This window comes from Clostridia bacterium (assembly GCA_035561135.1).
GTDB lineage: Bacteria > Acidobacteriota > Terriglobia > Terriglobales > Acidobacteriaceae > DATMYA01.
In genome coordinates this window covers 19,364-33,768 of record DATMYA010000009.1, presented here as the reverse complement: position 1 = coordinate 33,768, position 14,405 = coordinate 19,364, and the positions used below count along the sequence as shown (strand labels likewise).

General features: G+C 57.8%; 12 protein-coding genes. 7 read left to right on the top strand and 5 right to left on the bottom strand.

Annotated elements, in window-relative coordinates:
- Positions 1–198: 198 nt before the first annotated feature.
- Positions 199–402: a cold-shock protein gene (locus VN622_03420; protein ID HWR34907.1), complete on the bottom strand. Its 204-nt coding sequence runs from the start codon at positions 400–402 to the stop codon at positions 199–201.
- 286 nt (positions 403–688) lie between these two features.
- Here VN622_03420 and acpS point away from each other — a divergent pair, with 286 nt between their 5' ends.
- The 5 genes from acpS to VN622_03395 all read left to right on the top strand — a co-directional run bounded on the left by acpS (position 689) and on the right by VN622_03395 (position 9,398).
- The gene (acpS, locus tag VN622_03415) at positions 689–1,066 is read left to right on the top strand and encodes a holo-ACP synthase (GenBank protein ID HWR34906.1); all 378 of its coding nucleotides are present in this window, start codon (positions 689–691) and stop codon (positions 1,064–1,066) included.
- Positions 1,067–1,237: 171 nt separating this feature from the next.
- Positions 1,238–3,658, top strand: coding sequence for a hypothetical protein (locus VN622_03410; GenBank protein ID HWR34905.1), 2,421 nt, complete (start codon positions 1,238–1,240; stop codon positions 3,656–3,658).
- A gap of 79 nt (positions 3,659–3,737) precedes the next feature.
- On the top strand, positions 3,738–4,817 hold the full coding sequence (locus VN622_03405; protein ID HWR34904.1) for an MlaD family protein: 1,080 nt from the start codon (positions 3,738–3,740) through the stop codon (positions 4,815–4,817).
- Between the two features lie 303 nt (positions 4,818–5,120).
- A complete protein-coding gene (locus tag VN622_03400; GenBank protein ID HWR34903.1) occupies positions 5,121–7,175 on the top strand; it encodes a M13-type metalloendopeptidase in 2,055 nt (684 codons plus the stop codon).
- Positions 7,176–7,349: 174 nt separating this feature from the next.
- Positions 7,350–9,398: a M13 family metallopeptidase gene (locus VN622_03395; GenBank protein ID HWR34902.1), complete on the top strand. Its 2,049-nt coding sequence runs from the start codon at positions 7,350–7,352 to the stop codon at positions 9,396–9,398.
- Between the two features lie 93 nt (positions 9,399–9,491).
- On the opposite strand, the gene VN622_03390 is transcribed toward VN622_03395, so the two are convergent.
- From VN622_03390 to VN622_03380, 3 genes are all read right to left on the bottom strand, one after another.
- Positions 9,492–9,854, bottom strand: coding sequence for a TSUP family transporter (locus VN622_03390; protein HWR34901.1), 363 nt, complete (start codon positions 9,852–9,854; stop codon positions 9,492–9,494).
- 142 nt (positions 9,855–9,996) lie between these two features.
- Positions 9,997–10,911 carry a lipoyl synthase gene (gene lipA / locus VN622_03385; GenBank protein HWR34900.1) on the bottom strand — a complete coding sequence of 305 codons (915 nt, stop codon included), beginning with the start codon at positions 10,909–10,911 and terminating at the stop codon, positions 9,997–9,999.
- 79 nt (positions 10,912–10,990) lie between these two features.
- On the bottom strand, positions 10,991–11,347 hold the full coding sequence (locus VN622_03380; GenBank protein HWR34899.1) for a cytochrome c: 357 nt from the start codon (positions 11,345–11,347) through the stop codon (positions 10,991–10,993).
- A gap of 76 nt (positions 11,348–11,423) precedes the next feature.
- On the opposite strand from VN622_03380, the gene VN622_03375 reads away from it, so the two are divergent.
- Together VN622_03375 and VN622_03370 are read left to right on the top strand one after the other, a co-directional pair.
- Positions 11,424–11,852: a DUF488 family protein gene (locus tag VN622_03375; GenBank protein ID HWR34898.1), complete on the top strand. Its 429-nt coding sequence runs from the start codon at positions 11,424–11,426 to the stop codon at positions 11,850–11,852.
- 22 nt (positions 11,853–11,874) lie between these two features.
- Positions 11,875–12,666, top strand: a complete 792-nt coding sequence (locus VN622_03370; protein ID HWR34897.1) for a DUF3891 family protein — start codon at positions 11,875–11,877, stop codon at positions 12,664–12,666.
- A gap of 97 nt (positions 12,667–12,763) precedes the next feature.
- Here the strand turns inward: VN622_03370 and dacB are convergent, their stop codons facing one another.
- On the bottom strand, positions 12,764–14,329 hold the full coding sequence (gene dacB, locus VN622_03365) for a D-alanyl-D-alanine carboxypeptidase/D-alanyl-D-alanine-endopeptidase (GenBank protein ID HWR34896.1): 1,566 nt from the start codon (positions 14,327–14,329) through the stop codon (positions 12,764–12,766).
- Between the last annotated feature and the right edge of the window lie 76 nt (positions 14,330–14,405).

Genomic DNA, 14,405 nt, shown 5'->3' with positions numbered 1-14,405 from the left:
TTAACGGCACGCCTGAAGCCGTGCCCCTTCAAAGACTCGAGCTTTTCAGCCGCATGTAAAACCGCTACAAATCACAAGCTCCCACCGCAGGTCTGAGGGCCGGCTCGAATCTTTCATCGCCTGATGGCATGCCAGCGGCATGGTACTGAAGGTGAAAGGGCGGCTCTTGGGCCGCCCTTTGAACTCCGGATGCTTGTCTTAAAGAACCTGAACGTTTTCTGCCTGCCAGCCCTTCGGTCCTTTGACGACGTTGAACTGCACTGCCTGACCTTCCTGTAGAGTGCGGAAGCCGCCCGCGCTCTGGATGGCGGAGAAGTGCACGAAAACGTCCTCTCCATTCTGGCGGCTGATGAAGCCGTAGCCCTTCGCGTCATTGAACCACTTCACTGTGCCTTGTTCCATGTTGCTTTCCCTCATTGAAAGTAGCTGAGGTGAATCGGGCGATGCAGGCAGGAGACTGTTTGCTTCGGGGGACCCGGTCACTTGCATAACCGGGGCTGCGTTCAGATACTGCCGTACTGCGTCGATCACTCGAGCGCGCATATCGTACTCCAGCCTTGGAAAAAATGCACCAGCCGCGTGGCAACGCAACGCTCTTCAAGAGATAGTGGTCAGGCGGCCAAATGGCTTGCGATCAATGTGTTACCTTGCTTTATTCTGGATGTAGTTGCTTCAACTGTGAGCTCAAATGATTGTTGGAATGGGAGTGGATGTGACAGAGGTGGCGCGCATGGAGGCGGCCATCGCTCGTTTCGGACAGCGCATCTTGCAGCGCCTTTTCACCGAAGCGGAAATTCATTATTGCGAATCGAAGCTCAACAAGTTTGAGCGCTATGCCGGACGATTTGCCGCCAAAGAAGCTGCTATGAAAGCGATCGGCACAGGTTGGAAGCGCGGCGTCGCATGGCGCGACTTCGAGGTGAGGCGCGAACCCTCAGGCCGTCCAACAATCGGTTTCAGCGGCAAGGCTGCGGAATTTGCGCATAAGCTCGGAGTACGGCGCGCATCTATCTCTATTTCTCACACCGAGCAGATGGCGATTGCGCAGGTCATTCTGGAAGACTGACGACCGCCTTGCGCGTAACAGACGCTGAAAATCACAGCAGCGATTGATCTTCAGCGGCTTTACAGGCTGCTGAAAAGTCATGCTGGAAGTCTGTCGTTGTTCCGTGCCCTTGACGAAAAGGCAGATTCGGGGCGGGCGCAATTCTCAACCTATTCGCCGAGGACACGATACGTGAACCCAACCGATTTGCGCACTGAGCAGCCCAGGCAAGTTGTGGCAGAACTCTCACGCGGCAAGTTGATGGTCTCGATTGCGATCGTGAGCTTTGCCGCGCTTTTGCTCGAACTCTCGCTGACGCGACTCTTTTCCGTAGTGCTCTTCTATCATTTCGCGTTCCTCTCCATCTCCGTGGCGCTGCTCGGCCTCGGAGGAGGCGGCGTGTTCGCTTACGTGCGACGCAGCACGCTGGCCCGTTACGACCTTCGTCAACTCGGGACAAGCGTTTGTCTCATCAATGCCATCTCCATGGTCGGCGTGCTCTGGACAGTGCTGCACACTCGCGCTGAACTTGGGCTCACCTACGGGAACTTCTTTCGCCTTACGGCCATGTATCTCACGGCAGCGGTCCCGTTCTTCTTTACAGGGCTTCTGTTCTCGGTTGTATTCGCGCGTGAATCGCGCCGGGTCACAAGTCTCTATGGTGCCGATCTTGTTGGGGCGGCATGCGCATGCCTGCTGACTGTCCCACTGCTCAACCTGGTGGGAGGGCCTAATGCCGTGCTTGCGGCGGCTTTCTCCATGGGAGTTGCGGGAGTGCTGTGGGCCGGCACTACGGGGCTGAAGGCGGCGTCGATGAGTGCCGCAGTGCTTCTGCTCGCGCTCATCGCATTCAACCATTCCGGAAGTATCTTCGACATCATCTACGCCAAGGGTTTGTATCGCGATCCGCAGTCGGTTGAGTTCGCGCGCTGGAACGCCATCTCGCGTATAGAGGTGGATCGCTGGGGCATGGCGAAGGCCATCGTTATCGATGCCGATGCTGCTACCTACATCATGAATGCCGACCCGCACTCGGGCCAAGCGACGGAAGGAGCGTCGAGCGTGATGTCGGCTGCGCCGTCGGTGGTGAACGTTCTAAGGCCGGAGGGCGACTTTGCAATCATCGGTCCGGGCGGCGGAGTGGACGTACTACGAGCGGTCGCGAACGGCAGCCAAAACGTGACTGGCATCGAGATCAACCCCATTATCGCCAACGACGTTATGCGCGGCCGTTACGCCGAATACGCCTATCACCTGTATGAACGCCCCGAGGTTCACATCCATGTCAGCGATGGGCGCTCGTTCGTGCGCAACTCGCGCGATCGCTATGACGTAGTGCAGATGACGTTGGTGGATACCTGGGCTTCCACGGCAGCCGGCGCTTTCGCCCTCAGTGAGAACAGTTTGTACACGGTCGAGGCTTTCCGCGAGTACTTCGAGCACCTGAAGCCGGATGGCATGGTCGCCATCACGCGCTGGGAGTTCAAAAATCCTCGTGAGGCATTGCGCGTCGTCTCGGTCGCCATGGAGACTCTGCGCAGCATGGGCGTAGGCGATGTGAGCCAGCACTTCTTTGTCGTATCCGATGGGCTGCTTAACGAGGATGGCCGTCCCGTACTCGTCTTGGCCAAGAAGTCGCCCTTCACGCACGCGGAAGAGCGCGGCGTCCTTGAGCACCTGGAGCGCAATCCCAACCTGGCGCTTATCTATTCGCCCTGGGACCACACGCGGAGTGCCGGAGTGCATCCTGTGGACACGCGCTTGCGTTGGAATCCATTCACGGCGCTCATCGTCTCCAACGATGCTCACGAGTTTGCCGAGAAATACGCCTACAACGTAGGCCCGGTGCATGACGATGCGCCGTTCTTTTTCTTCACCATGAAGCTTGGACAGATGTTCGGCACCGGCTCAGGTTTGCAGAGGGGTATCGACTGGAAGGTAAACCTTGGCGTGGTCGTACTCGGCATGGTGTTGTTGATTTCTTTGCTTGCCGTCGCGGTGTTCCTGATTCTGCCTTTGGCGCTGCATGCCCCGTCGCGAGGAGAAAGCGTCTGGCGACTGCTGTACTTCGTGCTCGTCGGGCTTGGCTACATCGTGGTGGAGATTGCGCTCATTCAACGCTTCGTCCTCTTTCTCGGCCATCCAACCTATGCACTGACGGTCGTCGTCTTCCTGATGCTGCTCTCAAGCGGCATTGGGAGTTTGCTCTCGCGTCGGTGGTTGGAGAACCCGCGCAACGTGTGGCGTGTGGCGGTTGTGATCGCCGTGGCGCTCGCGGCGTATGTGATTGTCTTGCCGCGCGTGCTGGCCATGGGCGTAGGCCTGCCGTTTACCGCAAAACTGGTGGTATCGGCTTGCTTGCTGGCGCCGCTTGGACTGGCGATGGGAATGCCGTTTCCGAGTGGACTGCGGGCGCTCTCGGCGGCGGGGGAAAGCGGCGGCAGCGTAGAGTGGGCATGGGCGATGAATGCCGCATCCAGCGTACTCGGTTCGGTGCTTGCCATGGTCATAACGATTCAGTGGGGATTATCCGTAACGTTGGCGTTTGGAGCAGTCACGTACATGGCTGCGGCCGCGCTGACCAGGACATTTCCGCATTGGCGTGTGGAGTGACGCTGTGGAGCTTCCGGGCAAGTGACGTTCTGAAATTCATCTGTTATGATGCGCTGCTTATCAAACGATTGGGGGAAGTGTGCCTAGTCAGAAACAGGTGCGATGGGCCCAGCTACGGGTCGGGTTGACGGTTCTGTTTGCCAGTATCACGTTGGCGGTTCTTGTCTTCCTTATGACCGGTACCCAGGGGCTCTTCACCAAGAAACTGACGCTACTCGCGTACGTGGACAATGCCGGAGGACTGCGCACGGGTGCGCCCGTCCGCCTGCAAGGCGTAGATGTCGGTAACGTTGTGGAGATACGGGTCGTGCCTGAGCACGCACCCACCGCTGTCGAGATCAAAATGCGGGTCAGCACCAAGAGCGGATATAACAAGTTCATCCGCAAGGACACAGCCGTAGTTCTCAGCACGGCCGGAGTTCTCGGAGAAACCTTTGTCGACCTCGACAGCACGCAGGCCAAAGGCGAACCGGTCGTAGACGGTGACACGTTACGTTCGCGCGAGGTTGCGGATATCCAGGATGTGGTGCGGTCCAGCCAGAGCACGTTGCAAAATGTCGACGTACTGCTCAGGCGCGCAGATCGCATCATGGCGTTTGTTGAAGGCGGTGAGGGCTCCGTAGGAAAGCTTATTTACGACAAGGCGCTCTATAACAATCTCAACAACTCCGTGAACCAGGTGCAAACCTTGCTTAACGATATCAACGCCGGCAAGGGTAGCATTGGCAAACTGCTCAAGGATGACGAGCTATATGCCCGAGCGAACAACTCGGTTGACCGCCTCAGCAAGATGATGGACGACATCGATAAGGGGCAGGGCACCATAGGCAAACTCGTCAAGGATCCCACGCTCTATAACAATGCCAACCAGACCATCGGCAAGGCCAACGAGTTGGTAGACCAAATCAACCAGGGCAAAGGCGCGCTCGGAAAGTTCGCGCGTGATGAGGAGTTTGCCCGCAAGCTCGACAGCACGATGACCAAGCTGGCTTTGATCACCGACCGGTTGGAGGCCGGCGAGGGCAGCGCAGGAAAGCTCTTGCGTGATCCTTCGGTCTACAACAACGTCGACCAGATGCTGGTGGAAACGCGTGGGCTGGTAAAAGCAATCCGTGAGAATCCGAAGAAGTACCTGACAATTCGCTTCCACATCTTCTGAGCGGTCTGTCGTGACCGCGAACCGTTGAGTCCGCGTGCAGATTGCTGAGAACTTCGCGCATGAGGAAGATATGGAGCTGCATGTTTGTAAGAAGCCTAACCGCGAGCCTTCGGGTTCGCGGTTATTGTTTTAAGGCCGCTAACGCTTATTGGGTATGCGCGTCGAACAATCGTTTCTACGCTTTGGGCCATGATTTTCGTCAGCTTTCATAACTCTTGCAATACATTATTGTCGCAGCACATAAAGCTAATCACAGCAGTTTGAAGCTCAGACGAATGAAGGTTTGAGCGATTCGAGGAATGTATGCGCTCTTTCAAGTTTGTAGCAGTTCTATTGCTGGCCACGGGGTCCGTGCTAACGGTGGCACAGACCGCCCCGGCGCAATCGCAAACCGCCAAAGCTCCTATCAGTTTCGATACAACGGCGATGGACAAATCCGTAGATCCCTGTAACGACTTCTTTGAGTTCTCCTGCGGTGGTTGGCGGCGCGCAAATCCCGTCCCCGGCGACAAGTCGCGTTGGGGACGCTTCCAGGAATTGGGTGAGTACAACCTCAGCGTGCTGCACGGATTGCTGGAGAAGGCGATCGAGCCCGGCAACCACTCCGCTATCGAGCAGAAGGTGGGAAACTTCTACGCTGCCTGCATGGACGAGAAGGCCGTTGATGCCCTGGGTGCAAAGCCACTGCGACCGGAATTCGACCGCATTGCAAAGATCAAGACTCGCGCCGATGTGCTCGCGCAGGTAGCTCACATGCAGAGCGTAGGCATTCCGGCTCTGTTCGGCTTCGGAGCCAGCCCGGATATGCACGACGCCAAGCAGACCATCGCGAGCGTCAGCCAGGGCGGCCTCACCCTTCCGGACCGCGACTACTACCTGAAGAACGATCCGAAATCGATTGAAACCAGGGAAAAGTATCTCGAACACGCGCAGAAGATGCTGGAGCTGGCTGGCGAAAAGCCGGAGCAGGCGGCTGCCGATGCCAAGACGATCCTGGCGATCGAGACCAAGCTTGCCGAAGCCTCTATGGATCGTGTTTCGCTGCGCGATCCCAAGAACCGCGACCATCGGATGACGGTTGTCGAACTGGATAAGCTCGCCCCGAACTTTGGCTTTACTGTGTTTTTCGTCGCAACGGGCGCCCCCAAGTTTGCGGACCTGAACGTCACCAATCCGGACTTCTTCAAATCAATCAGTACCCATTTTGATAGCATCCCGGTCGCGGACTGGAAGACGTATCTTCGCTGGAAAACCCTGAAATCGCACGCCGCCGTGCTGTCGTCGGACATCGTGAATGAGAATTTCCGCTTCACCGGACAGTACATGTCCGGACAGAAGGAACTCTCCGTGCGCTGGAAGCGCTGCACGGAAATGACCGACGGTGCGTTGGGTGAAGCGCTTGGGCAGCTCTACGTCGAAAAGACGTTCGGCGCTGACGGCAAGGAACGCACCCTGAAACTGGTGAAGGCCGTAGAGGCCGCCATGGGCAAGAACATCCAGCAGCTCGATTGGATGAGCGACGAAACCAAGAAGCAAGCGATCGAAAAGCTCAGCGCCATCGTTAACAACATCGGCTACCCCGACAAGTGGAAGGATTACGGCACTGTCAAGATCACGCGAAATGACCTGGTGAGCAACGTACGTGCCGCTGCCAACTTCGAAGCGCAACGCAACTACAAGAAGATCAACAAGCCAACGGATGTGAAAGATTGGAGCATGACGCCGCCCACGGTGAATGCTTATTACCGCGGCGCCATGAACGACATCAATTTCCCAGCCGGGATTCTGCAACCGCCGTTCTTCAGCCGCGCGGTCGATGATGCCGTGAACTTTGGCGGCATAGGCGCGGTGATCGGACACGAACTCACGCACGGCTTCGACGACCAGGGACGCAAGTTCGACGCCGCCGGTAACCTGCGCGATTGGTGGACCGAACAGGATGGCAAGGAATTCGAAAAGCGTACCGACTGCCTGGTTCAACAATACGGAGACTTTGTCGCCGTGAAGGACGACAAAGGCGAAGTGAAACTGAATGGCAAGCTCACGCTCGGCGAGAACACGGCCGACAACGGTGGGGTGAAGATTGCTTACATCGCTTTGATGGACTTGCTCGGTCCGGACGCCGAGAAGGTTGCGGACGGCTTTACGCCGGCACAGCGCTTCTTCATCGGCTATAGCCAGGTGTGGTGCCAGAACGTATTGGGCCAGACTTCACGCGTGCTCGCCCTCACCGATCCGCACTCGCCGGGCAGGTACCGCGTCAATGGTGTGGTCTCGAACTCGCCGGAGTTTCGCAAGGCCTTCAACTGCAAGGCCGGGGACGCGATGGTTCGCGAGAACTCGTGCCGCGTGTGGTAAGCCGTTTACAGTGATCTTTGGGAGACTCGGTCCAGCCGAGTCTCCTTCGTGTTTAGGCACCAGCTTTTCTGGAATGAACGTCTGGGTTGGCTGCGGGTGAACTTTCGGCGTTCCTCCAACGTATGGAACGTTAGCTGAACGCTTGTCGCTGAAATTAATTGGAGCGAGGTACGCATGCGTCGTTTCACGTTGACCGCCACCGCGGTCTTGCTGCTGGTAACGATCTCAGCAGCTCAAAAATCGACTACTTCGGCGAAGGCCCCAGAGCCTTCCAAAATTTCCACCTTCGACCTCGGCGCCATGGACAAGTCGGTCGATCCCTGCACGGACTTTTATCAATACGCCTGCGGCACCTGGAGGGCGAAAAACCCCGTGCCTTCCGATCAGCCCATCTGGGGCCGCTTCAATGAACTGGGGGAGAACAATCGGCTGATCTTGCGCTCCATTCTCGAGAATGCCTCTACCACGAGCGCAAACCGCAGTGCCGTGGACCAGAAGATCGGCGATTACTACGCCGCGTGTATGGATGAAACGGCGATTGAGCAGAAGGGAACTGCGCCGCTGAAGCCGGAACTGGACCGCATCGCTGCACTGAAGAGCAAGGCTGATTTGCCCGCCTATCTTGCTAAAGGTCATCAGAACGGCATCGATGCGTTCTTCAACTTTAAGTCAGAGCCGGACGCAAAAAACGCGAAGATGGTCATCGCCGCCACCGATCAGGGCGGCATCGGGTTGCCGGAGCGCGACTACTACTTCAAGGATGACCCCAAGTCGGTAGATCTGCGCAGCAAATATCTTCAGCACGTGCAGAATATGTTTCAATTGCTGGGCGACAGCACGGAGAGCGCCGCGGCCAAGGCAAAGACCGTCATGGCCATTGAAACTGCCCTCGCAAAGGCCTCCCTGGATAACGTCAGCCGTCGCGATCCCAATAAGCTCTACCACAAGATGTCCATCAAGGAACTGGTGGTGCTCAGCCCAGCCTTCGATTGGAACAAGTACATCGCCAACACATCGTCGCCGACATTCGATGCGATCAATGTTTACGTTCCCGATTTCGTCAAGGGCATGAACGAGGTCGTTGCCAACAATTCGCTACAGGACGTAAAAACATATCTCACCTGGAACCTCTTGCAGACTGCTGCTCGCATGCTGCCGGATAAATTCGTGCAGGAGAACTTCAACTTCAACGGCAGAATTCTGACTGGCGCCAAAGAAATTCGTCCGCGCTGGAAGCGTTGCGTTTCCTACACCGACAACGATCTTGGCGAAGCTCTTGGACAGGCTTTTGTGGACCGCACGTTCGGAACCGAAGGCAAGCAGCGCACGCTCGCCATGGTGCAGGGGCTCGAAAAGGCTCTCGAACGCGACATCAAAGACCTGCCGTGGATGACCGGGGAAACGAAGAAGCAGGCGTCCGTTAAGTTGCAGGCCATCGCCAACAAGATCGGCTATCCCGAGAAGTGGCGCGATTACAGTTTGCTGAACGTCGTTCCCAATGACGCGCTCGGCAACTCTCTGCGCGCTAACGCCTTTGAAACGCAGCGCCAGTTAAAGAAGATTGGCAAACCGGTCGATCGCACCGAGTGGGAGATGTCGCCGCCCACCGTCAACGCCTACTACAACCCGCAGGAGAACAACATCAATTTCCCGGCCGGGATACTGCAACCGCCGTTCTTCGATAAGAGCGGTGACGAAGCGGCAAACTACGGCGGAATCGGAGCGGTAATCGGTCACGAGCTCACGCACGGCTTCGACGATGAGGGTCGCCAGTTCGATGCCGACGGCAACCTGCGCGATTGGTGGACCGAGAAGGATGCCACGGCGTTCAATGAACGCGCGCAGTGCATCGTTGACCAGTACAACGGCTACACGGCCGTAGATGATGTGAAGCTGAATGGCAAGTTGACGCTGGGCGAGAACACGGCCGACAACGGCGGAGTCAAAATCGCTTACATGGCGTTAATGGACCGGCTTGGCCCGGACGCAGAAAAGGCTATGGACAGCTTTACGCCGGCACAGCGCTTCTTCATCGGGTACAGCCAGGTGTGGTGCCAGAACGAAACGCCGGAGTTTGCGCGCATGCTGGCGCAAGTCGATCCACATTCACCCGGTAAGTATCGCGTGAACGGAACGGTTTCCAACATGCCGGAATTCCAAAAAGCGTTTAACTGCAAGGCGGGAGCGCCCTTGGTCCGTAAGAATGCATGCCGCGTCTGGTAAAGTACCCGGCACATAGAAGCGTTACTGATTGACGGCCTGGCATAAAGCCGGGCCGTTTTTTTGCAATGCTTCGTTGTGATTGGTTCTGGTTGTCTATTTCTGGAAGAACATTTTCACGGCGGCCAACATCATCATCACGGCAAATCCCTTGCGCAGTACCGGCCCTGATAGCTGCTGTGCCCATCCTCCACCAAACCATCCTCCCAGCAGCAGGCCGACCACGATTAGAGACGCAACCTTCAGGTCAACATTGCCGGCACGGTAGTACTGCATGAAAGCAAGCAACCCCGTTGGCGGCAACAACACGGCCAGCGACGTTCCTTGCGCCATCTTCTGGTCCATCCCGAAGAAGTAGACCAGCGCCGGTACGATAATGATTCCGCCGCCTACGCCGACCATGCCAGCCAGAATGCCGGCTGCACTTCCAATCGCCAACCCGCCGAGAAGGGTTTTCATGTGCGCTCCCCGCTGAGATTGCGGGCGCACTGCACCCGCTGAATTTACAGTTGTTCGCTACAAAGATAATGGCACGGCTGGAACCGTGCCATGAGTAATTTGCATTCGATCAGCGGACAGGCGAGGGCTCCTGCCGCAGCGGCTAAAGGAGTCGCACGCCTTTAGTGGATTCCGCCTGCTCATGCGCGTGATAACTCGAACGCACAAGCGGCCCGGACTCGACGTGACGGAAGCCCATCTTCATCGCCTCGTCTTTGAGGAAACGGAACTCCTCGGGCGTATACATGCGTGCCACGGGCAAGTGATCGCGCGACGGACGCAGGTATTGTCCGATGGTCAGAATGTCCACATCCTGCTTGGCCAGATCTCGGAAGACCTCGAGAAGTTCTTCAGTCGATTCACCCAGTCCGGCCATCAAGCCTGTCTTCGACACTATGGTTGGATCGATCTGTTTCACCCGGCGCAACAGCTCGAGAGTTCGCTCGTAGCGCGCTCCGGAGCGTGCTACGCGATACAGTCGTGGAACGGTTTCCGTGTTGTGGTTCAGGACATTGGGCTTCGCCTCAAGGACGACGCGCAGGCAATCTTCGTGTCCCTGGAAGTCAGGGATCAGCACTTCCACGCTACACTCGGGCACGCGTGCGTGAATCTCCGTGATGGTATTGGCAAAGATCTTGGCCCCGCCAAGGTTGTCGTCATCGCGGTTGACGCTGGTCACCACCGCAAAACGCAGTCCCAGGGTTTCCACGGCTTCAGCCACACGGCGGGGTTCGTCCCAGTCGATCGGCTCCGGACGCCCTTTCGGCACGGCGCAGAATCCGCAACGGCGGGTGCACAGGTTGCCCAGCAGCATGAATGTCGCCGTCTTGTGGTTCCAGCACTCACCGATGTTCGGGCACTGCGCCGACTCGCAGACGGTGTGCAGGTTCAGTCCGCGTGCCAACCGTTTCAGGTCATGGAATTGCTCGCCCATGGGTGCGCGCGCCTTCAACCACTCAGGCTTGCGGACAGACTTCAAAGGCGATAGATCGATCTGTATCAGTTCAGTGGTGGCCATGAGATTTCTATTATTGTACGATGCGGCCGCTCCGTGCTAGGACTCACGACTTCCGCCACGGCCCACTGTGACATATGTATCAAAGCGTCTTGAGATAGGCGAGCAGGTCCTGCAACTGCTTCTCGGTCAGCGTCTGGTTGAAGGCGGGCATTTTGGTCTTACCCATGAGAATCACGTCGCGCATGCGGTCATCGTTTACGGGAATTCCGCTCGGCAGGTAAGGTTTTTTGTAAGTCTTTGCCAGACTCGGCCCATGCAGTTCGCGCGACGAGTATGGCTCGTGGCAGCGTATGCACTGGTTGTCGTAGACGCGGCGGCCACGCGCCTGCTCTGCGTTCAGGCCCAATTCCTGGTCGCTCTTGCGGCGCTCGACCTGGCAGCCCACCAGGAACCCAAGCAACAGCAGCATCGTCGCAGATTTCAGAAACACTCGCATCTTCACTGGCTCCGGCTTGTGCGCGCAACGACACATTTACCCTGCATGACTCAGTTTAGAGTTAACATGATAGCCTATGCCTATTGCGATCAAGCGCGCCTACGAAACTCCGACGCCGGACGACGGATTCCGCGTGCTCGTCGATCGTCTCTGGCCACGTGGCATCAAGAAAGACGATGCGCAGATTGATCTCTGGGTGCGCGACCTTTCACCGTCGGACAACTTGCGAAAGTGGTTCCACGCGCATACAACCCAGTGGCTGACGTTCCGCAGGCGCTATCTTGCAGAACTGGCGCAAGAATCTGCGTCAGAATCACTGGAGCAGCTGCATGAAGTTGTGCGCAGCAAGCGCATGGTGACACTCGTGTACTCCGCTCGCGACCCGGTTCGAAATAATGCCGTGGTGCTGAAACAGTTGCTGGATGGCGCGCGCAAACCTCCGTCCAGTACCGGGCCGGTTAAAGAAGGCGCCACGGCTGCCCGTCGCGCGAGAGCCCGTCGATGAGCTCTCGCCAGAGGCACGAGTCATGATTGTTCGTCCGGCAGGTAACGCGCATGTCGCGCCGAAACCGAATGGTTTTATCCCCGTGTGGCAGGCGGTTGAGAAGACGCAGAAGCTTCGCGCCGAGCGCTACTGGCTCATCACGCAACCGGACCACGCTACGCTCTCCGGTCGCCTGGCAGCCAGCTTCGCCCCAGAGCAGTTCCCTGATCTCTCGCCCGAAGTTGTCCACTGCATTGGCCTGCATGATGCAGGTTGGGAGCCCTTCGATGGAGTTCTTCCGTCGCCGCAGACACCATCACTCGGGGCAGATGGCAAGCCCTTGACCTTCACTGAAATGAAGCCCAAGACGTTTCTCACGGCGTGGAGCGGCTCCGTCGCTCGCGCCGTGGCACTCACACCTCTGGGCGGGGCAATGGTCAGCCAGCACTTCTGCTGGCTCGCGAAGCACCGCTTACGCAACCCGGAAGATAGTCCGGAAGACGTGCAGCACATTCAGCAGTTTGTTGAAACTGAAAAGCATCGGCAGCGCTCGCTGGCCGAGCAGGGCGCGACACACGAGCCCGTATCAAGGTTGCTGGAAATCCTGCAATTCTGCGATCTTCTATCGCTATACATATGTTGTGGGGCGACTGACGATGTCGAGTTCCCGCAGGATTTCGGTCGAGGACCAGTGCGCCTGCGCCGGAGTTCGGGCTCCGCTGTCCTAGAACCATCGCCTTTGGCGGCGTCTGCGGGTTTCGAGGTTGCCGGCTTTGTCTTCCCCGGCCCTTCAACTCCGCCGGACGTTGTCACGGTCAATTGTGAGCTGCGGTAACAGAGTGGTTGGCACCGTAGGTTCGATGCAGGTCAGCTTGTAGGGGAGCCGCGGCGCGTACGCACGCTTCACACGCGGGACGGCAAATTCGATACCGTCATTTCTTCCTGGTATCGTTCACCATCGCCTCAACGATACTGTCCATCGCTTCCAGCATCTTCTTCGAAGGCATCGTGTGGTTGTTGACAAGGATCGAAAACGCCACGTGTTCGCCCTTCATCGTGGTCGCGTAGCCTGACAATGCGTTCACATGACCCAACGATCCGGTTTTCGCTTTTACGCGACTCAGCATGGTCGCTGATTTGAAGCGATCTGCCAGCGAGCCATCAATGCCGCCCACCGGCAATGTGTCCTGGAACTGCGCGCCCCACGGTTGCCTGCTGACATACGTCAGCAACTTTACGACCGCATCCGGCGTCACCAGGTTTTGGCGTGACAGTCCTGACCCATCGTAGAACGCATACTCTTCGGGACGGATGCCGACCTGCACCAGCCATCCGCGGATCACTTCCAGTCCGCCCTCGATGGTGCCGCCTGCGCCTTTTTCGCGCCCCAGCAATCTGAGCAAGATTTCCGCATGCAAATTCTGGCTGACCTTGTTGATGACCCGAAGGTCCTGCGCGATCGGCGCAGACTCGTACGAGCCTAGTACCAGTGGCGAAATCGCCTGCGGATGCATTCTCGCTTCGTTGCCGCCGCCCGCAGACGCGAGCGTTGTTACGGAGAACGTGCTCAGCGCCGCGAGTTCCGTGTGGCGCGTGCGGGTTCGACCGTAGGTTACGACACCACGCCTCTGGAGCAGACGGCTCAGGAGTTTGGCCGCGTAGTCGGCCGGATCCTCTATGGCGAGCGACTCGGCCGCGCCAACATCGTCCAACGGAATGTTGCCCCAGAGGGTTAATTGCTCCGAGCCGGGTTCGCGGCTGATGTAAACCTTGCGCGGCCCTGTGCCCGGAGGCGTGGTCATGACTCGATTGTCGATGCGGTAGTACTCGGGGAACGGCGTAACGCTGACGAACGCCTTATCGCCCGCCCGATCGGCCGGCAGAATGGAGACGAACAGCACGTTGTCATTGATGGTCAGTGCCGATACGGGCGCGCCCCACTCCCAGACAAGGTCGTCCTGAGACCAGCCTTCTCCGTAGCGTTCGAATGCGAAATAGGAATCGTCCGCCACGATGTCGCCGTCGATCACCTTCACGCCTTTGGCAACGATCTGGTCGGCGAGTTCTTCCAGCGCTTTGATGGCCGGCAGCTTGCGTTCGGTACGCAGGTTGTACGGCAGGGTGCGGCCGGAGAGGTTCGGATCGCCGCGGCCCACCAGCACAAGATCGCCGCTTAGGCGACCGTATTTGTCCACAGTCCCTGCGGTTTCGATGGTGGTGCGGAAGCGATGATCCGGTCCAACAAGCGCCAGCGCCGCAGCCGTCGTGAATAACTTTGTGTTCGATGCCGGAGTGAACAGCTTCTCAGCGTTCTGCGAGTAGAGAGTCTTGCCGGAGTCAAGGCTGACGATCTCAATGCCCCAGAAGCCACGGGCAGCGTCGGGCTGAGCCAGCACTTCGTCAACGCGCTTGGCCAGGTCTTTTCGCTCGGCTGCAGAAAGCTGCAACGCGAGAGCGAAGAGCAGGAAGAGAATGAGGTGGAGCCGATAGTTCCGCATACCGCTACTCACAAATCATACATCGGTTTGATGCGGATTTGCTGCAAACTCACGTTCGCCCCCAGCACCCAGCACG